16 protein-coding genes are annotated in these 21,746 nt (G+C 71.7%); 1 reads left to right on the top strand and 15 read right to left on the bottom strand.

All coding sequences use genetic code 11. The features are described 5' to 3' along the window. Positions 1 to 94: 94 nt before the first annotated feature. From OG861_RS19600 to OG861_RS19545, 12 genes are all read right to left on the bottom strand, one after another. Positions 95 to 787 (bottom strand): hypothetical protein, encoded by a 693-nt coding sequence (locus OG861_RS19600; protein ID WP_330261825.1) that lies wholly within the window; start codon positions 785 to 787, stop codon positions 95 to 97. Then, entirely contained in the window at positions 784 to 3,126 is a 2,343-nt protein-coding gene (locus OG861_RS19595; protein WP_329195604.1) for a hypothetical protein, read from the bottom strand. Before OG861_RS19595 ends, OG861_RS19600 begins: the two co-directional genes overlap by 4 nt. A gap of 32 nt (positions 3,127 to 3,158) precedes the next feature. Beyond that, entirely contained in the window at positions 3,159 to 3,584 is a 426-nt protein-coding gene (locus OG861_RS19590; RefSeq protein WP_330261824.1) for a hypothetical protein, read from the bottom strand. Between the two features lie 35 nt (positions 3,585 to 3,619). Next, complete coding sequence (mycP, locus tag OG861_RS19585) at positions 3,620 to 4,789, bottom strand: type VII secretion-associated serine protease mycosin (RefSeq protein ID WP_329195607.1); 1,170 nt, start codon at positions 4,787 to 4,789, stop codon at positions 3,620 to 3,622. 21 nt (positions 4,790 to 4,810) lie between these two features. Beyond that, the gene (locus OG861_RS19580; RefSeq protein WP_329195609.1) at positions 4,811 to 6,217 is read right to left on the bottom strand and encodes a WXG100 family type VII secretion target; all 1,407 of its coding nucleotides are present in this window, start codon (positions 6,215 to 6,217) and stop codon (positions 4,811 to 4,813) included. Next, entirely contained in the window at positions 6,217 to 6,729 is a 513-nt protein-coding gene (locus OG861_RS19575; RefSeq protein WP_329195611.1) for a DUF2563 family protein, read from the bottom strand. Before OG861_RS19575 ends, OG861_RS19580 begins: the two co-directional genes overlap by 1 nt. A 141-nt stretch (positions 6,730 to 6,870) precedes the next feature. After that, entirely contained in the window at positions 6,871 to 9,168 is a 2,298-nt protein-coding gene (locus tag OG861_RS19570; RefSeq protein WP_329202220.1) for a xanthine dehydrogenase family protein molybdopterin-binding subunit, read from the bottom strand. Between the two features lie 29 nt (positions 9,169 to 9,197). Further along, positions 9,198 to 11,144, bottom strand: a complete 1,947-nt coding sequence (locus OG861_RS19565) for a 2Fe-2S iron-sulfur cluster-binding protein (RefSeq protein WP_329195613.1) — start codon at positions 11,142 to 11,144, stop codon at positions 9,198 to 9,200. Continuing rightward, positions 11,141 to 12,079 carry an FAD binding domain-containing protein gene (locus OG861_RS19560; protein WP_443056520.1) on the bottom strand — a complete coding sequence of 313 codons (939 nt, stop codon included), beginning with the start codon at positions 12,077 to 12,079 and terminating at the stop codon, positions 11,141 to 11,143. The genes OG861_RS19565 and OG861_RS19560 overlap by 4 nt, the downstream gene beginning before the upstream one ends. Before the next feature lie 307 nt (positions 12,080 to 12,386). Then, a complete protein-coding gene (locus OG861_RS19555; RefSeq protein WP_329195615.1) occupies positions 12,387 to 14,012 on the bottom strand; it encodes a beta-N-acetylhexosaminidase in 1,626 nt (541 codons plus the stop codon). Positions 14,013 to 14,200: 188 nt separating this feature from the next. After that, a complete protein-coding gene (locus tag OG861_RS19550; RefSeq protein WP_007264396.1) occupies positions 14,201 to 14,485 on the bottom strand; it encodes a DUF3039 domain-containing protein in 285 nt (94 codons plus the stop codon). Positions 14,486 to 14,514: 29 nt separating this feature from the next. After that, the gene (locus tag OG861_RS19545; RefSeq protein WP_329195617.1) at positions 14,515 to 15,075 is read right to left on the bottom strand and encodes a YqgE/AlgH family protein; all 561 of its coding nucleotides are present in this window, start codon (positions 15,073 to 15,075) and stop codon (positions 14,515 to 14,517) included. A gap of 361 nt (positions 15,076 to 15,436) precedes the next feature. Here OG861_RS19545 and murA point away from each other — a divergent pair, with 361 nt between their 5' ends. Beyond that, complete coding sequence (gene murA, locus OG861_RS19540; protein ID WP_136214433.1) at positions 15,437 to 16,777, top strand: UDP-N-acetylglucosamine 1-carboxyvinyltransferase; 1,341 nt, start codon at positions 15,437 to 15,439, stop codon at positions 16,775 to 16,777. A 141-nt stretch (positions 16,778 to 16,918) separates the two neighbouring features. Here murA and OG861_RS19535 read toward each other — a convergent pair whose 3' ends face one another. The 3 genes from OG861_RS19535 to OG861_RS19525 all read right to left on the bottom strand — a co-directional run bounded on the left by OG861_RS19535 (position 16,919) and on the right by OG861_RS19525 (position 21,694). Beyond that, on the bottom strand, positions 16,919 to 17,200 hold the full coding sequence (locus OG861_RS19535) for an HU family DNA-binding protein (protein ID WP_007264399.1): 282 nt from the start codon (positions 17,198 to 17,200) through the stop codon (positions 16,919 to 16,921). Positions 17,201 to 17,507: 307 nt separating this feature from the next. Then, positions 17,508 to 18,932, bottom strand: coding sequence for an NAD-dependent malic enzyme (locus OG861_RS19530; protein WP_329195620.1), 1,425 nt, complete (start codon positions 18,930 to 18,932; stop codon positions 17,508 to 17,510). A 431-nt stretch (positions 18,933 to 19,363) separates the two neighbouring features. After that, a complete protein-coding gene (locus OG861_RS19525) occupies positions 19,364 to 21,694 on the bottom strand; it encodes a HelD family protein (RefSeq protein WP_329195622.1) in 2,331 nt (776 codons plus the stop codon). Between the last annotated feature and the right edge of the window lie 52 nt (positions 21,695 to 21,746).

The following is a 21,746-nucleotide window of genomic DNA, read 5'->3' as shown; positions in this document are numbered from 1 at the left end:
TGATCGCCCTTCCCTGAACGTCCGCAGTCACAGCGCCAATCGAACTGACGGCCGCCCAGGGCGGCTCCCTGGGCGGCCGCTGCGTGCGTGGGTGCTACCGCGTGGGCGCGGCCTTCTCCTTGATCACCAGCTGCTCGGGCAGGTTCCCGTTGTTCTTGCAGCCCATCTCCTTGGCCAGCGCCCGGGCGGCGGAGTGGAGGATGGTGAGGTTCGCCTCGCGCAGCGCGCGGGGGTCGACGTCGGTGGGCGCCTGTCGGAGACTGACACGCGCTTTGATCGGCACGGATTTGTCCGGTCCCGCGAGCCGGTCACTCGCGCAGTCGAAGTAGAGCCGCCCGTTGTCAGGAAGGACCAGGGCGTTGCGGCCCAGGTCGTACTCCCAGTAGTAGCCCTTGCCGCTCTCTGTGTGCTCGCCCATCCGCGTTGACTCGTGCTCGATCTCGAACGACACGGAAAGGTCGTGATAGTTCATGCGGTCAGCCGGAGTAGCCCTGCACACTGTGCCCCCGAGCGACGCGCCGATTTTTGCGTAACCCCGCTCCAGAACGCCTGCCACCCACGCCACGTCCCCGACGTTCTTGGGCGGCTTGAACGGTGTGGCCCCTCCGGTCAGGAGTTCCAGAGCACGCACGGCATCCGGGCTGAGCAGCCCCTCGGAACAGACATCAGCGGCGAATACCTCGCTCGGCCCCGTGTCCGTGTCCTCACCACCACTGCACCCGGAGACGAGCACCCCTATGACAAGCAAGCCCGCAAGTACGTGGATCTTCAAGCCGGGCCTGGTCATTCGCCCGCCTTCTTCGGCTTCACAGGCTCATTGCCCATGTGCTGTTCGTTCGCCCACCCGCTGTTGTATCCGGTCAGAAGAGCCTGGCGGAGCCGCTCGTCCAACGGGTCCGAGGGACCCACCGGGTGCCGTTCGAGGAAGTGCTCAACCGGCCCGGATGCCGAGGCCTCGCCCTGGCTGTACACGCTCGCCTTGGCGTCATGGGCCTTGCCGTCGTGGAGGTTCTTCTGCCGCTCGTTCTCGTCGTGGGACCAGTCACCCACGAGGTCTCCGGCCACCTGCTCCAGCGCCCCAGTGCCCAGGTCGACCCCAAGTGGCACCAGAACGGCCGCCGCGCCGGCTGCGGCCGCCGTAGCCGGGAGGAAGGCGACGCCGGCAGCGATCGCGCCGGTCGCAGCGAACTCCACCCAGCCGGACCGCTTCTCCAAAGCCCTCTCGTAGTCCTCGTTCCACTTGTCGGCGTCTTGCTGGATCTGCTTCGCGCGGGACTCGTCCAGCGCCCCCTGGAACTCGCCCCCCGTACGGGCGATCTCCTCAAGACTGCTCTGGTTGAGCGTGCCGTCCGGGCTCACCTGGGCTTCCAGCATCGCGGCCGAGAAGACCGACTCGGCACGGGACATCGTGAGGTAGGAGTCCGGGTACTGACCGAGGCTGCTCAGGAATTTCCGGGCCTCTTCCGGTTCAAACGTCACGTGTCCCTTGCCATTCGACTCGAACACGCTATCCGGCGATTTGCCGCGCAACCCGTGGTTGAGATCGTCGATGTACCCCGCGCCCATACGTCCGAGGCTGTCGGCGAGGGTCTCTTGCTTCTTGAGCAGTTCGGCGTCTCCGCCGTACTTGAGCACGGCATCGTGCATGATGCGCGCGCCCGCGTCGCTGCGGTGGAGGGCCGGCTGAGGGTCGTCCCAGGCGTGGCCGAGGGTGGCGGCTTCGAGGGCGTGCCCCAGGGCGTCCGGCATGTACTTCTGGACCTTGGGGAGGTCATCGGGGTTGAAGCCCTCCATGTCGATCGTGGGGGCGTACTTCGCGTTGCCGAAGTAGTCGAGGTAGTTCCCGATCGGCTTCTTGTCCGCTCCCGTGCCCAGGTTCGGGTGTCCCGGCTTCTCCGTGCCGTCCTGGTTGTAGGCGTGCGGTTCGCGTTCCGGGTCGAAGAACTGGGACGCGGCGTCGGGGCTGTGGCCCAGCGACTCCAGGAAGCTCGTCACCGGGTCGTAGCCCGCGCCGTTGATGCCCGACGGGTTGAGCATGTTCTTGCCGTAGCCGTTGAGCTGCCGCGACTGGTTGAAGAAGTCGGGGTCCTTGGCGTGGATCTGGGTCGCGTGCTCGGCGATCGGCAGCAGGAACTTGGGGTCGTAGTTCCCGTACCGCATGATGCCGCCGAGCAACTGGTAGCCGAAGGGCGGGTTCTGGTCGTACCTCGCCAGTGGGATCCGCTCGGTACCGAGCTTGCGCAACTCCAGCGCGTAGCTGTCGGGCAGGTGGGGATCCGACTTGGACTGCGTGGCCGTCGCGAGGTTCAGGCCCAGGTTCCGCTGGAGCTCCTGGACGTCCTTGAGGCGTTGCGCGTCCAGCTTCGCGTAGTCGTACGTGTCCGTGGACATCTGCCCGTAGAACTCGAGTGAACCCTTTGGGCCGAGAGCACCGTAGAACGCGGTCGAGAACGCGGGTTTGGTCGAGTTGTCGGCCAGCAGTTCGTTGAGTTCCACCAGCTCGGCGTGGGAGAGGTTCCGGCCCTTGTGCGCCAGGTCGATGGCGTGGCCGGCCTGTTCGGCGGTGAGGTCGGCGTACTTGGGGCCGCTGAAGTTGTGGTCCTCGGCGATGTTCGCGTTGAGCAGGCGGGACAACGACTGGTCGACGTCGTCGCAGGTGTCGATGATCGCGTCGACCTTCGCCTGCCAGAGTGGCTGGTTCTCCCGGATGGACTGCTGGTAGTCGGGGTCGTGCAGCGCCGCGCCCCGCTCGGCTTCGGAGAGGGGTGCCGGCGACACCTTCCCTTTGCCGTCCACCCGGAAGCCGGCGGCGGGGGCCTCTTCCTCGGAGATCTTCTTCAGCTGTTCGCGGGAGGACTTGAAGGTGGCGTGGCCTTCGGTGAGGGCCTGGTGGATGCCCTTGGCCTCCTTCGCGGCGTCTTCGAACTCCTTGGCCGTCTTGTCGATGAACGACCGGCCCACGCTCGCTGTGACCCCGTGCCACTCGGCTTTGCCGGCTTTGGCCTTCATGCCGTTGCGGGCCGCCTCGGCAAGCTCGTCCAGCTTGGTGACCATGGCTGCCCAGTCGGCGATCGCGGTCGCGAGCTGGTCGACGGGGGCGTTCAGGACGTTCTCGTACGACAACACGGTCTACGTCGCCTTCCAGCATGCGGGGCGGACTACTTGAGGTACTCGTCGATCTTGGAGCTGGTGAACTCGGCGTAGAGCTGCTTCTCGTCCTTGCTGTGCGAGGAGAGGGAGTAGTTCAGGCCGTTGGAGATGGTCGCGCAGGCGGCGACGAGGGTCTCCACCTGGCTCTCCCAGCGGTGGGCGGCCTTGAGCAGGGCCGCCCCGCTGGCGAAGCCCTCCTTGGACAGCGCGCCGGCGGCCGTGGCGGTGGAGGTGTCGGCGTGTTTGCCGTCGGTGGACAGCCGCTCGTGGAGTTTGAAGGCTTCGGTGCCGATGGCGCCGATGTGGTCCTGGTTGAGTTCCAGGTCCCCGGCGCCGGGGCCGCTGCCGGGCTCGGTGGGTACGTGGTTGAGCCGCATGGACACGTTGGCCGCGGCGGGGGCCCACGCGGTGGCCCACTCTTCGTCGAAGGACATGCCGAGCTCTCCTTGGGGAGTCGGGGGCCGGATCCTCAGCGTCGCGAGCGCTGGATGACGACCGCGGTGACGGCGCCGCCGATGATGAGGCAGGCCCCGAGCCCGAGGGCGATCCAGGGCAGGGCACTGCCGTTGTCGCTGCCGCTCTTCTGGGCCTCGGGTTTGGGTGCGGGGCTGGCCTTGCCGCCGGGGGCGGCGGGGGCCGGTGCGGGGGAAGCGGCTGCCGCGAGATCCGGCAGCGGGTACACGTCGGCCGGCCCGGGGTCGCCGGGCGTGGGCACGGCGATCCTCGGCCTGACGAGGCCGTAGCCGACGTAGTCGTTGCGCTGAGCGCCGTCCTTGGGTTTTCCGGCGGTGTTCAGGAGGACGCGGAGGATCTGGTTGTTGCTCCAGTCAGGGTGGATGGACCAGAGGAGAGCCGCGGAGGCGGAGACGAGGGCGGTGGCCTCGCTTGTTCCGCTGCTTTTACAGAGACCCGTTCCACCGTCACAACCGGAGATGATGTCTTTTCCGGGGGCCGTGACGTCCACGTATCGATTGTGCTGGGACTCCTTCAGTGCCACACCCTTGGCGTCGACCGCCCCAACACCCACCACTCCAGGCGTCGCAGCCGGCCAGATGACATCCTCATTGCCATCGTTGCCGACGCTGGCAAAGATCAGCTTGCCCTTGTCCACGGCGTACTTAACGGCACTGTCCAGCTCGTCACTCTGATTGATCCCGCCCACCGAAACGTTGATGACCTTGGCGTCCGAATCTGCGGCAAAGCGAATGGCTTGAATCATCGATCGAAACGGGGCAGTTCCGTCGCCGCCGAAATCGACCCGCAAAGGCAGAATATTCGCACCGGGCGCCAAGCCAAATGCGCTGTCCGCGCCGCCGGGACCCTTGCCATTGCCCGCGATCACCGCAGCAATGGCCGTACCGTGATGGCTGTGGTCAGTGCGTTCGTCACCCTTGTAGCTGGGGGAAGCGAAGTTCTTGCCCGGCAGAACCTGCCCATCAAGCTCAGGGATGGGCTTCACCCCGGTGTCGATTACCGCAACGGTGACACCCTTGCCCGTACTGATTGTCCAGATGTCATCAGCCTTCATGGCATCAAGATGCCACTGCGTAGACCTAACGGTCTCCGCTTCGGCCGGGGTCGCGGCGACCCCGGCCAGCAGGAGACCCACCAGGGCTGAGGTCGCCTTCCGCATGCGCATCCTGTGCAATGTCCGTTCTGCTCAGTCAATCACTGGCGGCACAACAGGACGATCTGCCTGCCAAGTCTCTTCGTCCTCAGCCAGGTAGTCGGGGCGTTCGCCCCCGCGGCCGTCGCGCCGCTTGCCCGGGGTGTGGCTGCCCGCACCGCCGACGGGGCCGCCTGAGATCCCGTTCCGTACGAGGCCTGAACCGCCCTGCGTGAACGGCCTACCGCTCGTGGCCGACTGGCCACCGACCCCGGTTTGACGGCCGCCCACCACTCCGCCCGGCTCCATGGCGAGTCGTCGGCCCGCAACCGAGCCGGGGCCGCCGTGGGGGCCTCCAACGCCACCGCCCATCATTCGTCCCGTCTGGGGACCCTCCGCACCGATGACCGTACCGCGCGGGATGCCAGCACTCGGTCCACGAGGAGTCACCGGGCGGCCGCCGACGATGCCGGTCTCGCTCGGAGGCAGTCCCGGGGTCCCGGCGGCCTTGCCAGGAGGCAGGGTGGGGCGTGGGAACCTGCCCCCAGCAACCGGCTTCGTCGAGCTGGTGGTCGGGGGAAGCGTCAGCGGGGGAACCACCTGAATGGGGGTGGGGCCGCCTCCAGAAGTGACCGGTCCCGGACCTGGGGGCAGGATGACCGTGGGAGGAGCAGTCGTAGGCGGAAGGGTGCCGACGGTGTTCAAGTCGACGTTGACGTTGCGGTCGGGAGCTGGCAGAGGGCTGGCCGGAGTCGGTGCCACCGTTGGGGGCAGTTCCGATCCGGAGGGCGGCTGGTAGGCGGTCCTGCTTCCGCTTACGCCGTCGGCTGGTGCCGCTGCCGTGTACCCGGAACCGTCGCCCGCGCCGGAGCTACCGCTGGACTCTGCGCTCGGGCGCGCCACGTCCGAGGAGCTATAGGCATAGCCCCCGCCGGGCACGAACTTCGCCGGCGGCGGAGGAAACGTCGGGACCGGCGCCGCGTTCATGTTGCGCGACGACTCGTCGTACGACTCCGCCAGCTTCTTCAGCTGCTGCACCGCCTGGAGGCGGTCCGCCTCCAGTTTCTGCGCCGCCAGTGAGCCGATCTTCGCCGAGTCCGGGTCGTTGTGGAACTTGCGCGCGGCCGCCAGGTTCTCCTTGGCCGACGTGTCGACGCCCGGCGTGCTCTGGGCCTCGTACATGTGCTGCGCCGCGATCGTCATCCACTTCGAGGCGTCCTTGCTGTAGTCCGCCAGACGCAGCGTCGCATTGCCCGCCGAGTTCACCCAGTTCTGGTAGGTCGTCGCAGTCTCGCCCTCCCACCCCGACACCTTGTGGTTCTTGAGGTTCTCGCCGATCTCCTTGATCGCGACGGCAGCTTCCTCAAGCTGGGTCGCCCGGGCACGGACCACCTCCGGCTTGATCGAGGCGATCATCGCCATCAGCTGTTCGTGGGTGTAGCCGTCGAAGCTCGTCACCATCAGTAATCGACCTCCGTCTTGCTCGGCGCCGGCGTGGGTGTCTGGCCGCCCTGCGGCTGCTGCTGCGGCTGGTCGGCCGAGGGATCGCGCTCGCGGACGTAGTGCTCCTTCGCCCGCTGCGCGATCGCCAGCATCCGCTGCCGCGTCTCCTCGTCCACGTCCGCGAAGCCCTTGCCGCCCGTGAGGATCGCGATACCGAGACCCTCGATCTGGTCCGCCAGGCCCTTCGACAGGGTCGTCAGCTGCGTGTGCACGGTCCCGTACGCCTTGAACAGCGCGTCCGCCTCCGCGAACCCGGTGCCCAGCGTTCCCGCGGGCAGCGTGCCGTCCTGGAGCTTGTCCGGGGCCGCCTGGGAACCGTCGAGCTTCTTGAGCTGGGCATCGACCAGCTTCTTGAAGCCGTTCAGCGTTTCGTACTCGACTTCCAGCGCCTTCGCCTGGCGCATGATCGCGTCCGCCACGCCGTTGCTCGCGCCGACGATGCCTGCCAGTCCGCCGTTCTCCTCCGCCACGATGGCCTCCCCGACTCCCCGTTGTCCCCGTCCCCGTTCGCACGCGTACGTGCGCCCTCGTGCCGATCACTCTAGCGACCGGCACCGACACCCCCAAGCACAGGGTTGGGGCGAACGCAAGGGTCAACCCCCGTCAGACCGTCACGAGTTCGGCGCCGCCACCGCCGCCGATGGCCGGATCGGGAGCCTGTTCACCGGACGGCCCGTTGCCGCGCGGACCGCCGAGGCGATCGCCGACGGGGTCGTCACCACCGGGACCGCGCTCGCCGCCTTCGCGCCGAACGGGGCCACCACGTCCCGCTCTTCGACCAGCTTGACGATCCGCACCACCGGGGCGTCCAGCGAGGTCGGCAGCGCGTAGCCCGTCAGGTCGGGGTGGCGGATCACCCCCGCCACCGAGCGGAGGTTTTCGGTCAGCGCCGCGCCCACGCCCTGCGTGACTCCCGCTTCGATGCGGGCTTCCAGCTGGGCGGGGTTCAGGATCCGGCCCACGTCCTGCGCGACGGCCAGTTCGACCACGCGCACCGAGCCGAGTTCCACGTCGACGTCCACCACCGCGCGGATCGCGCAGAAGGCGAGGCCGACGAAGGCGTCCCCCTGGCCGTCCGCGTCCAGGGGTTCGGTCGGGTGGGGGCGGCACTGGGCCGTCGCCCAGAGTTCCTTGCCCGCCATCGCCTCCGCCACCGTGGTGGAGAACGCGCCGTCGTACGAGGTGATCCGGCCGTCCTGGATCTGGAGGAGCTCCGTCGACATGCCCAGCTTGTGGGCCATCGGCTGGAGGAGCTGCGTGCGGACCATCTTCGCGGCCCGCTCGACCGCGCCCCCGGACACCCACGTGTGGCGGCCGTGCGCCGCCGGGCCGGCCGGCGGCTGGTCGGTGTCGACCGGGGCCGTGACCACCTCGTCCACGCCCAGGACCTCCTGGACGATCTGGCGGGCGAGCGTCGAGAAGCCCTGGCCGGTGTCGACGGCCGCGCAGATGACGGTGGCCGCGCCGTCCACGACCTTCACCGTGGCGGTGGAGACCTCGTCGGTCCCCTCGGCGCCGAGCATGTGCACCATGCCCACGCCGTATCCGACCCCGCGCCGCACCGCGCCCGGCTCGCCCGCGCCCTCCGGGCCGCCCGGCAGCAGCCACTCCTCCTGCGGGGTGTCCATCGGGAGGGAGGGGAGTTCCACGTCGCGTACGGCGCGCAGGAGTTCGGCCACCGGGGCGGGGCAGGTCACCGTCTGGCCCGTGGGGAGCAGGTCGCCCGTGGCCAGCACGTTGCGCATCCGGATCTCCGCGCCGTCGATGCCGAGCGCGGCCGCCAGCTTGTCCATCTGGCCCTCGTACGCGGCGCACACCTGCATCGCGCCCTCGCCGCGCACGTGGCCGGAAGGCGGGTTGTTGGTGCGTACCGCCCAGCCCTCCACGAAGGCGTGCGGCACCACGTACGGGCCGCACGCGAAGGCCACCGCCGCCGCGAGGGACTCCGCGGAGGCGTCGGCGTAGGCGCCGGCGTCCATCAGGATCTGGGCCTCGACCTTGACCAGCCGGCCCTCCGCGTCCGCGTGGTGGCGGTAGCGCAGCAGCGTCGGGTGGCGGTGGGCGTGGCCGAGGAAGGACTCCTCGCGGGTGGCGGCGAGCTTCACCGGGCAGCCCGTGCGCAGGGCGAGGAGCCCGAGCGGGAGCTGGAAGGCGGGGTCCTCGCGGTCGGCCGTCGCGCCCGGGACGCCGGTGACGACGATCCGCACCCGGTCCGGCTCCAGACCGAAGCAGGCCGCCGCCAGGTCGCGGTCGGTGTGCGGGTCGGTGGAGGCGGTGTAGATCTCCACGCCCCCGTCGGGCCGCGGGACGGCAAGCCCCGCCTCGGCGCCGATGGGCGCGGGGTCCTGGCGGCCGATCCGGTACAGGCCCTCGACGACCACCTCGCCGGTGGCCTCCGGGTCGCCGTAGCGCAGCGGGATGTGCCGGATCAGGTTGCCGTCGGGGTGCAGGGCGGGCGCCCCGAACGACTGCTCGGGGTCGGTCACCGCGTCCAGCAGCTCGTACTCGACCGCGATGGCGGCCGCGGCGAGGCGGGCGGTGTCGGGGTGGTCGGCGGCGACGGCGGCGATGGGTTCGCCGTGGTGGCGGACCACGTCGTGGGCGAAGACGGGCCGGTCGGCGATCCGGCGGCCGTGGGTGGTGGCGCCGGGGACGTCGGCGTGGGTGACGACGGCGCGCACGCCGGGCATGGCCGCGGCGGCCGTCGTGTCGATGGAGAGGATGCGGGCGTGCGCGTGCGGGGAGCGGAGCACGGCGGCCCAGAGCAGGCCTTCGGCCCACAGGTCGGCGGCGTAGGGGAAGGTGCCCTCGGTCTTGGCGCGGGCGTGCGCGGACGGGACGGAGACCCCGATCCCGCGCAGGACTTCGGGTTCCGAGTCCCCGGCGGCGGTCGGGACGGTCGTCGCCATCAGGGTGGTCGTGGCCGCGTCGTGCCCGCTCACGCCATGCCTCCGTTGTGGTGGATGCCGCCCTCGCCCGGTGCGGCCTGGTGCGGGATGCGCGCTTCCGCGCCGGCCGCGGGTTCGTCCGCGGACGAGGTGGTGGCCGAGCGTTCGGCCACGACGTCGCGGACCGCTTCGATGACGCCCTTGTAGCCCGAGCAGCGGCACAGGTTGCCGCACAGGGCTTGCCGGGTCTCCAGCTCGCTGGGGGCGTGGTTGCCTTCCAGCAGGTCGTGGATGGTCATGGCCATGCCGGGCACGCAGAACCCGCACTGCACTGCGCCCGATCTGCACAACGCCTGCTGCACGTCCGAGAGTTCCCCGTCCGTCGCGAGTCCTTCGACGGTGCGGACCTCGCTGGACGCGGCCGTCGCGGCGGGGACCAGGCAGGACGCGACGAGCCGGCCGTCGACCTGCACCGCGCAGGCCCCGCACTCGCCCTGCGAGCAGCCGTCCTTGGCACCGGCCAGACCGAGGCGCTCGCGCAGCACGTACAGGAGCGATTCGCCGATCCACGCACCGGTGACGGGCCGGTCGGCCCCGTTGACGCGCAGGACGTAGGAGGCGAGCGGGTGCTCGTGATGCGGGGCGGGGGCGTCGAGGGGCGTTTCGTCGTACGTCGCATCCCCGGCCGGGAAACCTGCGGTGGTACCCGCACCCGGCAGTGCCTCGCCGCTGTCGGCGCTTCCCGCCCCCGGCGTGAACGCCCCGGTGGCTTCGCCGGCCGGCTCCTGCCCGGCCCCGCCCGACCCGTGCCCGGTCTCCGGCTCGTGCCCGGTCTCCGGCTCGTACCCCGGCACACCGAACCCGGCCTCGGGCTCCGGCTCCGGCTCCGGCTCCTGCCCCCGCTCCGGCTCGGCAACGGCCTCCGCAGGGGTCTGCGCACCGGCCTCCGCAGCATCCGGCCCGGCCCCGGCCACCGGCGCGCCGAACCCAGGCCCGTCCCCGAACCCAGGCCCGTCCCCGGGCCCGAACCCGTGCCCGTCCTCGAACCCGTGCCCGTCCCCGGGCCCCGGCTCCGCGCCCACCGGACGCGGCCGTTCCTCCTCGACCGGCATCCGCGCCGCCCCGTGGGCCGCCTCGATGTCCGGGGCCGCGTACACCGCGGGCTCGGGCTCCCGCTCCGGCTCGCCCAGCTGCGCCGACACCGGCAGCGGCGTGCCCACGCCGGGCCCGCCCAGCACCCGGGGACCGCGCCCCGAAGCTCCCGGGCCGGCCGCAGCCCCCGCGGCCGCGCCTGCGTCTTCCGCGCCCGGCAGTACGCCCGAGCTCAGGGAGTTGTCGTACGCCGGCGTCGCCCAGGGCGCTGCGGCGCCGCCCGGCAGGGTCGCGGGAGCCTGGCTCCAGTCGGCGGCCGCCGTACCGGTCCCGAACGTCCACTGCCCGGTGGCCTGCGCCGCCTCGGTCTGCGCCGCCTCGGTCTGCGTCGCCTCGGGGAAGCGCCACTCGGCCGTGGCCCCCGGGTCGCTCCGGTGCGCGGCGTCCTGCCCGGGCCCCGCCCCGTCCCGCCCCGCCCCGTCCTGCGCGGCGTCGGCGAAGGCCGCCGCCACGGAGGCCGGGAGGGGGATCGACGCGGGGATCGGCCCGCGCGCCGGAGCGGCGGCCGCGGCGGTAGTGGCACCGCCGCCACCGCCGGGGCCGCCCGCCTCGGGCCACGGCACGGGCATCGTCCAGGTGCCGGTGGCCGTGGGATCCGCACTGGCCGAGCCCAGGGGCACGATCATCGGCGGCGGCACGTACCCGTGCCCGGGCGCCGCCAGCGGCTCCCCGCCGTCGAGCGCGTCCAGCATGTCCTGCGGCAGCTTCACGAAGGCCGTGGCCTCGGAGTCGTACTCGCCGCCCTGCGGCACCGGCTCCCAGCCCCAGCCGGCCCCGGTGTGGCCCGCGGCGTCCGCGGGGCCCACACCCCCGTTGGTTCCGCTCACGTTCTCGTTCCCACTCATGAGCTCAGCGCCCTCCCCAGGGCCCTCCGTGCCAGTACGGCCACCGTCCGCCGCAAATGCAGTACCCCGGCGGCCACCGGTTCCCCCTGGTCGGGCACGCAGGCGGCGGCGACGTACTCGCCGAACGCCTCCAGCGCCTCGGGGGCCAGGCCGCGTTCGCCGTCCCAGTCGATCAGGGAGGCCACCCACTGCTCGGCCTCCAGCGGCCGCAGCGGCATCGGCGCGACCGCACCGATCGCGCAGCGCACGCCCCGGCGCGCGGGGTCCAGTACGAGCCCCACGGACGCCACCGCGCGCCCCGGGCCCGTACGCCCGGTCGCCTTCAAGAACACCTGCGGCGCGTGCAGCAGCGGCACCCGCACGAAGCCGATCAGTTCGCCCGGCCGCAGCATCTCGCGGCCCGCCAGCAGGTGGGAGACCGGGATCTCGCGCCGGGCCACTCCTGATTCACCGAGTCCGGCGGGGCCGACGATGACGAGGACCGCCTCCAGGGCCGCGAGGACGGGCAGCGCGTCACCGGTCGGCGCGGCCGAGGCGATGTTGCCGCCGAGGGTGCCCGCGTTGCGGATCTGCGGCGGTCCGGCGGCCCGCGCGGCGGCCGCCAGGGCCGGGATCAGGGCGGCGAAATCCGGCCGACCCATCCGTGCGTGGGTGAGGCCGGCGCCGAGCAGCGCGTGGCCGTCCTGGTACTGCCAGCCGCGGATCTCGTTGATCCGGCCGAGGCCGACGAGCGCGGCGGGGCGCAGCAGGCCCGCGTTGACGGCGGCCATCAGGTCGGTGCCACCGGCCACGGGCACGGCGGCGGGCATGGCGGTGAGTGCCGCCACGGCCTCGTCGAGCGAGGCCGGCAGCGTGACGGACTGCACCGCCTGAGGCCCCTGAGGCCCCTGAGGTGAATGCGGTGCGTGCAGTGCATGCGGTGCGTGCGTGGTCAACCCAGCTGCCCCTTCCCGATGTCCCGGTCCCGGCGCTCACGCCTGTCCGCCGTACGGTACGTGCTCACCGCCGGGACGTGGCAACTCTGGCACATCTTCCGGGTCTCCCGGCGCGAGGGTCGCCCCTGCACCACCCGCGCGCCCGCCGCTCCCGCCCTGGGTGGTCAAGTCCCCCGCTTCCGCCTGGTTTCGACCGAATCCGGAAATAATTCCGACAAACCCCTTAAGGTTTCCGAACAGGCCGGAACGATTGCGAATGACTGCGAACCGTCCCGTCCGGCACCCCGCGGCCGACCGGTTGCCCGAGTCACACGTTCGGGGGCTCCCCCGCGATCGGCCGCCCCAGCACGCCCGGGCGCCGCTGCCGGGGCAACGGGCCGCCGGGCGGCCGGTAGTCGACGCCGAGTGCGTCCAGCCGCGCGTAGTGCCCGGCCATCCGCGCTTCGAAGCCCGGCAGGTCCCGCGCCGCCGGCTCGGGCAGCCGCGACCACACCACCTCCGCGAAGGCGGCCAGCCGGGGGAACACCTGGTAGTCGACGCGGCTCTGGTCCTCCATCACCTCGGTCCACACGTTGGCCTGCGCGCCCAGCACGTGCGCCGCCGCCCCGGGCGACAGGCCCGGCGGAACCGGCTCGAAGCGGTACACGTCGGCCAGGGTCCGCACGTACCCGATCGGCACGGGCTCATCGGGGCCGGCCGCCTGACGGTGGTCCAAGTACACCTGCTGTTCGGGGCACATCACCACGTCGTGGCCCGCCTCGGCCGCGGCGACGCCGCCCGCGTAACCGCGCCAGGAGGAGACGGCCGCGCCGGGCGCGAGGCCGCCCTCCAGGATCTCGTCCCACCCGATCAGGCGCCGGCCGCGTTCGGCGAGCCAGCGGTCGAAGTGCCGGATGAACCAGGACTGGAGGCCGTCCTCCCCGTCGAGCCCCAACTCCGCGATCCGCCGCTGCGCGGCCGGGGAGGCACGCCACTGCGCCTTGGGGCACTCGTCGCCGCCCACGTGCACGAACGGCGAGACCTCCACCGGGAAGAGCTCCAGCAGCTCCTCGAAAACCCCTTCGTAGAAGCGCAGTACGTCCTCGGAGGGGGCCAGCACGTTCTCGCTGACGCCCCAGTCGTCCCACACGCCCAGCGCGGCCGTGTCCACGACGTCGGTGTTGCCGAGCTCGGGGTACGCGGCGATGGCCGCCTGCGAATGCCCGGGTACGTCGATCTCGGGCACCACCCGCACGTGGCGCTGCCCCGCGTACGCGACGATCTCGCGGATGTCGTCGCGGGTGTAGTGGCCGCCGTGCGGGGTCTCGTTCCACAGCGGCGAGGCGCGGTGGCCCCACCGGCTGCGCGGCCGCCACGCGCCCACCCCGGTGAGCCGCGGGTAGCGCTCGATCTCCACCCGCCAGCCCTGGTCGTCGGTCAGGTGCAGGTGCAGGACGTTCAGCTTGTGCGCCGCGAGCAGGTCTATGTAGCGCAGCACGCCGTCCTTGGGCATGAAGTGCCGGGCGACGTCGAGCATCATCCCGCGCCATCCGAACCGGGGGCCGTCCTCCACCGCCCCGTGGGGCAGTTCCCACACCCGCCCCGGCAGCGGCGCCCGCCGGTAGGCGTCGGGGCCGAGGAGCTGACGCAGCGTCTGGGCGGCCCAGAACACCCCGGCCGCCGACCCGCCCGTCAGCTCGGCCCCGTCCTGACCGGTCGTGAGCCGGTACTCCTCGCCGGCCAGGCCCTCGTCCAGCGCGAGCCGTACGTCGCCCCGTGCGCCCGGCGCCGCGTCCGGGAAGGCGAACCCGGTGGCGGCCCCCAGCTCCCGGCGCAGCCAGCGGGCCACTCCCTCGGTCCCGGGCCCGGCGGCCAGCGCCGTATCGGGACCCAGCGCCAGGCGCGGCCCCTCCGCGCGGAACTCGGCACGGCGGGGTGCGGGGATCAGGTCCATGGTCGGCCCTTCGCGACAGCGCGTCGCGCTCCGCGCAACACCCGCTGCGCGCAGCGCCGGTCGGGCCGACCCTACGGGTACGGCGCAGGCCCCCGGAAGCGCCGTGGCGCACCCGGGGGCCTGCGTCCGCGCCCGCCCCGGACCCGCCGCGCGCGGACGGCGCGGAGGGGTCCTGCGGGGGCGGCGGGCTACTTGTCCTTGCCGCCCTTGTCCTTGTCGCCGCCGGCGCCCATGGATTCGTAGATCTCCTTGCACATGGGGCAGACCGGGTACTTCTTCGGGTCGCGACCCGGGACCCAGACCTTGCCGCACAGCGCGACGACGGGGGTGCCGTCGAGCGCGCTCGCCATGATCTTGTCCTTCTGGACGTAGTGGGCGAAGCGCTCGTGGTCGCCGTCGCCGTGGGACACCTGCGGCGTCGGCTCTACGAGGGTCCCCGTACCAGTCCCGCGCTCGGGCTCAAGAGTGCTCATGAAATCCAGGGTACCGACCCTCGCCCGGGTCAGTTGAGCGACGGGTCGTCCGGATAGGTGGCGACCATCGCGAGGTCGCTGCGCTGGCGCCGCAGCACCGCCCGCCAGAGCCGTTCGGGGTCCGGGGAGGACACGTCGCCGGGTTCGGAGTCCACCACGTACCAGGCGCCCTCGCCCAGCTCGATCTCCAGCTGGCCGGGGCCCCATCCGGAGTAGCCGGCGAAGATCCGCAGCGAGCCCAGGGCGGCGGCCAGCAGCTCCGGCGGGGTCTCCAGGTCGACGAGCCCGATCGCCCCGTGCACCCGGCGCCACCCCAGCGGCCCTTCCTCGCCCGGGATCACGGCGATCCCGAGGGCGGAGTCCAGCCCCACCGGGCCGCCCTGGAACACCACCCCGGGGTCGCCGGCCAACGGCGCCCAGGGCAGCAGGATGTCGACGACGCCCACCGGGGTGGGCCGGTTGAGGACGACGCCGAGCGAGCCCTGCTCGTCGTGGTCGAGCAGCAGCACGACCGCGCGGTCGAAGTTCGGGTCCGCGAGGGCGGGGGTGGCCACGAGCAGCCGCCCTGTGAGGGAGGACACCTCGGTCATGCGGACATGATCCCGCATATCGGCCCCCGACGGGGAGCCGAGGACGGCATCCGGTCGCGGCGGGACCCGCAGCGCTCTTCGGGAAGTTCCCCGATTGTCGCCCGAGTGGCCCCCGAACGGTGCGCGAAGGGGCCCCGGACGGCCCTGGACCCGCCCCGAACGGCCCCGAGCGGTCCGGAACGCGACACTCCGCAACAGTGTGCGCACGGTGGGTGCCAAGAGGGCGGCCGTGCCTCATCGATGACGGTCCTGCGGCCGCGTCGGCCTTACGAACAAGGGGGTGGTGCCCCTTACCCTTTTCACTGGCCCCTGCCCACACTCCCCCGATCACCGGGGAGTACCTCTTCGGAACGCGAGATCCATGACCGGCACTGACGATGTCCTGCTTGTCCACGGCGGTACCCCGCTCGAGGGCGAGATCCGTGTCCGCGGCGCGAAGAACCTCGTGCCGAAGGCCATGGTGGCCGCTCTGCTCGGCAGCGCCCCCAGCCGGCTGCGCAACGTGCCCGACATCCGTGACGTCCGCGTCGTCCGCGGCCTGCTCCAGCTGCACGGCGTCACCGTGCGCCCCGGCGAGGAGCCGGGCGAGCTGATCCTCGACCCCACGTACGTCGAGGCCGCCAACGTCGCCGACATCGACGCGCACGCGGGATCCTCCCGGATCCCGATCCTGTTCTGCGGTCCGCTGCTGCACCGCCTCGGCCACGCCTTCATCCCCGGCCTCGGCGGATGCGACATCGGCGGCCGTCCCATCGACTTCCACTTCGACGTGCTCCGCCAGTTCGGCGCGACCATCGAGAAGCGCGAGGGCGGTCAGTACCTGGAGGCGCCGCAGCGCCTGCGCGGCTGCAAGATCCGGCTGCCGTACCCCTCGGTCGGTTCGACCGAACAGGTGCTCCTGACGGCCGTCCTGGCCGAAGGCGTCACCGAGCTCAGCAACGCCGCCGTCGAACCGGAGATCGAAGACCTCATCTGCGTCCTGCAGAAGATGGGCGCGATCATCTCCCTCGACACCGACCGGACGATCCGGATCACCGGCGTGGACGAGCTCACCGGCTACAACCACAAGGCGCTCCCGGACCGCCTGGAAGCCGCCTCGTGGGCCTCCGCGGCGCTCGCCACCGGCGGCAACATCTACGTCCGCGGCGCGCAGCAGCGCTCGATGATGACCTTCCTGAACACCTTCCGGCGGGTCGGCGGCGCGTTCGAGATCGACGACGAGGGCATCCGCTTCTGGCACCCCGGCGGTCCGCTCAAGGCCATCGCGCTGGAGACGGACGTGCACCCCGGCTTCCAGACCGACTGGCAGCAGCCGCTGGTCGTCGCGCTGACGCAGGCCTCCGGCCTGTCCATCGTGCACGAGACGGTGTACGAGTCGCGGCTCGGATTCACCTCCGCGCTCAACCAGATGGGTGCACACATCCAGCTGTACCGGGAGTGCCTGGGCGGCTCCGCGTGCCGTTTCGGGCAGCGCAACTTCCTGCACTCGGCGGTCGTGTCCGGCCCCACCAGGCTGCAGGGCGCCGATCTGGTCATCCCCGACCTGCGCGGCGGGTTCTCGTACCTGATCGCGGCGCTGGCCGCCGAGGGCACCTCGCGGGTGCACGGCATCGACCTCATCAACCGCGGCTACGAGAACTTCATGGAGAAGCTCGTCGAGCTGGGCGCCAAGGTCGAACTGCCGAACGGCGACCTCGTCTAGACCCGGTCGACGTCCGGGGCCCGCGGAGGGCCCCGGACAGGCCGAAGGGCGGCCACTCCCGTACGGGGGTGGCCGCCCTTGGCGGTTGTGCGTACCACTGCCGTCCCGAGGGCCTGTGCGGCCCTCGGCACAAGGGCGGTGCTACTTGCCCTTGGCGGCTTCCTTGAGCTTGGAGCCCGCGGAGACCTTCACGCTGTAGCCGGCCGGGATCTGGATGGGGTCGCCGGTCTGCGGGTTGCGCGCGGTGCGAGCGGCACGGTGGGTGCGCTCGAAGGTCAGGAAGCCGGGGATGGTGACCTTCTCGTCGCCCTTGGCGACGATCTCGCCGACGGTCTCGGCGAGCGCGGCCAGAACGGCGTCGGCGTCCTTGCGGGTCACCTCGGCGCGCTCGGACAGAGCGGCCACCAGCTCACTGCGGTTCATGTTGTACTCCCGTGTTCAACTTGCCTTAGAGGCGTGAGATCGAAGCCGATGCTGCCAGGGCCCTCGGACAGTCCCCGGACCCGGGTCTGAACGTCAGACCCTCTCGCCCGGTTACGCATCCTGCCCCCACCAGCGGCGGGAAAGCCAATCCGGCACCCGCCAGGGTCACACGAAAAGCGCCACAGTCACGCCGCGGTGACGCTCCGTCCGCACCTGTCGTTCCGGTGGATGCGGACCGCGGGCCCCGCGGGCATCCCCGCAACCCTAGAGGCGCCCGGCCGGGCCCGCATCCCGCGACGCGCCGGGATCAGGCGGAGGTGGGTGCCGTCACAGGGGCCGAGGCGGCCTTGCGGACGGCTCCGGCGACCGCGCCCGCGACCTTGTCGTTGAACACCGACGGGATGATGTAGTTCGCGTTGAGCTCGTCCTCGCCGACGACATCGGCCAGTGCGGTGGCCGCGGCCAGCATCATGCCCGTGTCCACGGTGCGCGACTGGGCGTCCAGCAGACCGCGGAAGACGCCCGGGAAGACCAGGACGTTGTTGATCTGGTTGGGGAAGTCGGAGCGGCCGGTGGCCACGACGGCGGCGGTCTGGCGGGCGATGGCCGGGTCGACCTCCGGGTCCGGGTTCGCGAGCGCGAACACGATCGCGCCCTCGGCCATGGCGGCCACGTCCTCGCCGTTGAGGACGTTGGGGGCCGAGACGCCGATGAAGACGTCGGCGCCGACCACGGCCTCCTTGAGGGTGCCGGTGTAGCCCTCGGGGTTGGTGTTGTCGGCGATCCAGCGCAGCGGGGAGTCGGGGGCGGCGTCGACCAGGTCGGGGCGGCCCGCGTGCACGACCCCGTTGATGTCGGCGCTGACGGCGTTCTTCACCCCGGCCGCGAGGAGCAGCTTGAGGATGGCGGTGCCCGCCGCGCCGGCGCCCGACATGACGACCTTGACGTCGCCAACTGCCTTGCCCACCACGCGAAGTGCGTTGGTCAGGGCGGCGAGTACGACGATCGCGGTGCCGTGCTGGTCGTCGTGGAAGACGGGGATGTCGAGGGCCTCGCGCAGCCGGGCTTCGATCTCGAAGCAGCGCGGCGCGGAGATGTCCTCCAGGTTGATGCCGGCGAAGCCGGGTGCGATGGCCTTGACGGCGGCGACGATCTCGTCGCTGTCCTGGGTGTCGAGGCAGATCGGCCAGGCGTCGATGCCGGCGAAGCGCTTGAAGAGGGCCGCCTTGCCCTCCATGACGGGCAGCGCGGCCATCGGGCCGATGTTGCCGAGGCCCAGTACGGCGGAGCCGTCCGTCACGACTGCGACGGAGTTGCGCTTGATGGTCAGGCGGCGCGCGTCCTCGGGGTTCTCGGCGATGGCCGTGCAGACGCGGGCGACACCGGGGGTGTAGATCATCGAGAGGTCGTCGCGGTTGCGGATGGGGTGCTTGGACGACATCTCGATCTTGCCGCCGAGGTGCATCAGGAAGGTTCGGTCGGAGACCTTGCCCAGGCTGACGCCCTCGATGCCGCGCAGCTTCTCGACGATCTCGTCCGCGTGCGCGGTGGAGGTCGCGGCGATGGTGACGTCGATACGGAGCTTCTCGTGGCCGGACGCGGTGACGTCGAGGCCGGTGACGGATCCTCCGGACGACTCCACGGCGGTGGTGAGCTGGGAGACCGCGGTTCCGCTCGCGGGCACTTCCAAGCGGACCGTCATCGAGTACGAGACGCTGGGCGCCGTTGCCATGGCCGTGTTCCTCTTCTGTTCCCTGGTTTTTCTGTACACAGGGCCCGCTGCACGGCACGTGCGGCAGGACCTGTTGTCCGATCGTCCCACCTACCAGCCGGTACAAGGTAACCAGCTACAAATTTCGGAAGAACTCTTCCACCATACGAGATTTGAGGTGGGCGCGGAAGTCCACCCCCAAGCAAGGGCCCGAACGCACAACAGGTCTGCCCCTCCGCGACCGCGGAGGGGCAGACCTGTTTTTCACGCTGGAACACCGACCCGCCATGCTCGCCTCGCGGCAAGTGGTCGCTCTAGGCGACGAAGGTTGGGCCCGGGGGCTTGGATCGAGCCGGTGTCGTACCCAGGCTAACAAAGGATCGCCGAATGCGATCCCCCTCCCGGCAGTTGTTCCCGCCACCACACCCCTGGCCGCGGGCCATCCGGCCCAGTCAGCCGGCCTCCGGGGCCAGCAGCGCGGGCACGCCCGAGGCGTCGGGTGCGTCCCGGGGGGTGGAGACCACCGTCAGCTGCTGCGTCGCGCGCGTCAGCGCCACGTACAGCACCCGCAGCCCGGCCGGCGATTCGTCGGCGATCTCCGCCGGGGAGACCACCACCGTGGCGTCGTACTCCAGCCCCTTCGCCTCCAGGCTGCCGAGCGCCACCGCCCGCTCGCCGAGGTCCGCCAGCCACCCGGCGGCCTCCGCGCGCCGGTCCATGGCCACGACCACGCCGACCGTGCCGTCCACCTGCTCCAGCAGCCGCCGGGTCTCCTGGCGCACCGCACGGCCCAGGTCGCCCTCCGCGGCCGTGAAACGGGGCTCCAGGCCCGTGGAGCGGACCGCCCGCGGCGGTTCCATCCCCGGCATCGCCCGGCGCAGCACGCGGGAGGCGACCTCCGCGACCTCCGCCGGGTTGCGGTAGTTCACGGTCAGCGTGAACCGCCGGCGCGGCCGGGTCCCCAGCGCCTCGTCGCGCGCCGCGGCCGCCTCCTGCGGGTCCGTCCAGGAGGACTGGGCGGGGTCGCCGACCACCGTCCAGGTTCCGTGGCGGCCCCGGCGGCCCACCATCCGCCACTGCATCGGCGTCAGGTCCTGGGCCTCGTCCACGATGACGTGCGCGTACTCGGTGCGCTCCGCCGCGATCCGCTCCGCCCGCTCCCACTGGGTCTCCTCGCGGGCCGGCATCAGCTCCTCCAGCCCGCTGAGCTGGTCCAGCGGATCGAACTCCCGCTTGCGGCGGGGCCGCGCGGGCGCGCCCAGCAGCTGCTGGAGCTCGTCCAGCAGCGCCACGTCGTGCACCGACAGCGGCCCCTTGCCGTCCGGGCCGGTCCGGCGCAGGGAGCGCGCCAGCTGGCGGACCTCGCGCTGGTTCAGGTCCCGGCGCGACCAGCGGCCGAGCCTGCGCTCGTCGGCCATCGCGGCCAGCACCCCGCGCGGGGTCAGCTCGGGCCACCAGGCGTTCAGGAACTCGATGAAGGAGTCCTCGGTGGAGATGTCCTCGTCGAACGCGGAGCGCAATTCGGCGGCCAGCTCGGGGTCGCTGTGCCGCCCGTTGGCGCCGGACTTCGCGTACAGGGCGTCCAGCAGCAGCTTGCGGGCGCGCGGCCGCAGCAGGTTGACCGGGGCGGTGCCGCCGAGCACGTTCTGCCGGATGCGGTTCAGTTCGTCGGCCTCCAGCTCCTGGCGCCGCCCGAAGGCCACGACCCGCAGCCGGTCGGGGGCCCCGCCCCCACCGGCGCCGCCGAGTTCCAGGGCGCCCCGGACCGCCTTGCGGAGCACCTTGAGCATCCGGGACGAGCCCTTGATGCGGGCCACGGCCGGCTCGTCGTACGTGGTCGCCTCCGCCCCGTCGACGAGCGAGCCGAGCGCCCGGATGGCGACCTGCCCCTCCTCGCCGAGGGAGGGCAGCACGCCTTCGGTGTACGCGACGAGCAACGGGGTCGGCGAGACGATGAGGATGCCGCCGGAGTAGCGCCGCCGGTCCTGGTAGAGGAGGTAGGCGGCGCGGTGCAGGGCCACCGCCGTCTTGCCGGTACCGGGGCCGCCCGCCACTTCGGCGACGGACGCCGCGGGGGCCCGGATCACCAGGTCCTGCTCGGCCTGGATGGAGGAGACGATGTCCCGCATGGAGTGCGTGCGGGCCCGCCCGAGCGCGGCCATCAGGGCGCCGTCGCCGATGACGGGCAGTTCCTGCCCGTCGAGGTGGGCGGTGACCTCGGGGCGCATCAGGTCGTCCTCGACGCCGAGCACCTTGCGGCCCTTGGAGCGGATCACGCGGCGGCGTACGACCCGGCCCGGGTCCTTCGGCGTGGACCGGTAGAACGGCGCGGCCGCCGGGGCGCGCCAGTCGATGACCAGCGGCGCGTAGTCGGAGTCGAGCACGCCGATGCGCCCGATGTGCAGGGTCTCGGCGATGTCGGCGGTGAGGTCGTCGCGGATGGCGTCGTCGGCGGGCTCCACCGAGGTGTACGCCCCGTCCGGGCCGCGTTCGCCGTCCTTGCCGAGGACCAGGTCGACCCGGCCGAACAGGAAGTCCTCGAACTCGTTGTTCAGCCGGTTGAGGTGGATCCCGGCGCGGAAGACCTGCGCGTCGCGCTCGGCGAGCGCGCCGGGCGTGCCGACCTGCCCGCGCTTGGCGGCGTCGTTCATCAGGAACTCGGCCTCGTGGATCTTCTCCTCAAGGCGTCGGTACACCCGGTCGAGATGCGTCTGCTCGACCGCGATCTCCCGATCGCGGACGGAATCCGCCGTGCTGTCGACAGCGGCATTCTGCGCGGCCACCAAGGCCCCCTTCTGACGTGCATGGGCGACCGTCAACCGTACGCGAAGCGGG

This window comes from Streptomyces sp. NBC_00539 (assembly GCF_036346105.1).
Lineage (GTDB): Bacteria > Actinomycetota > Actinomycetes > Streptomycetales > Streptomycetaceae > Streptomyces.
Note: the sequence above shows the minus strand (reverse complement) of the source record. Positions and strands in the feature narration are given on the sequence as shown.

Bases quoted from the DNA above. Each gene is read 5' to 3' on its own strand.
- OG861_RS19600 (WP_330261825.1), bottom strand. From the start codon at position 787: ATGACCAGGCCCGGCTTGAAGATCCACGTACTTGCGGGCTTGCTTGTC.
- OG861_RS19590 (WP_330261824.1), bottom strand. From the start codon at position 3,584: ATGTCCTTCGACGAAGAGTGGGCCACCGCGTGGGCCCCCGCCGCGGCC.
- mycP (WP_329195607.1), bottom strand. From the start codon at position 4,789: ATGCGCATGCGGAAGGCGACCTCAGCCCTGGTGGGTCTCCTGCTGGCC.
- OG861_RS19580 (WP_329195609.1), bottom strand. From the start codon at position 6,217: ATGGTGACGAGCTTCGACGGCTACACCCACGAACAGCTGATGGCGATG.
- OG861_RS19570 (WP_329202220.1), bottom strand. From the start codon at position 9,168: ATGGCGACGACCGTCCCGACCGCCGCCGGGGACTCGGAACCCGAAGTC.
- OG861_RS19565 (WP_329195613.1), bottom strand. From the start codon at position 11,144: ATGAGTGGGAACGAGAACGTGAGCGGAACCAACGGGGGTGTGGGCCCC.
- OG861_RS19555 (WP_329195615.1), bottom strand. From the start codon at position 14,012: ATGGACCTGATCCCCGCACCCCGCCGTGCCGAGTTCCGCGCGGAGGGG.
- OG861_RS19550 (WP_007264396.1), bottom strand. From the start codon at position 14,485: ATGAGCACTCTTGAGCCCGAGCGCGGGACTGGTACGGGGACCCTCGTA.
- OG861_RS19545 (WP_329195617.1), bottom strand. From the start codon at position 15,075: ATGACCGAGGTGTCCTCCCTCACAGGGCGGCTGCTCGTGGCCACCCCC.
- murA (WP_136214433.1), top strand. From the start codon at position 15,437: ATGACCGGCACTGACGATGTCCTGCTTGTCCACGGCGGTACCCCGCTC.
- OG861_RS19535 (WP_007264399.1), bottom strand. From the start codon at position 17,200: ATGAACCGCAGTGAGCTGGTGGCCGCTCTGTCCGAGCGCGCCGAGGTG.
- OG861_RS19530 (WP_329195620.1), bottom strand. From the start codon at position 18,932: ATGGCAACGGCGCCCAGCGTCTCGTACTCGATGACGGTCCGCTTGGAA.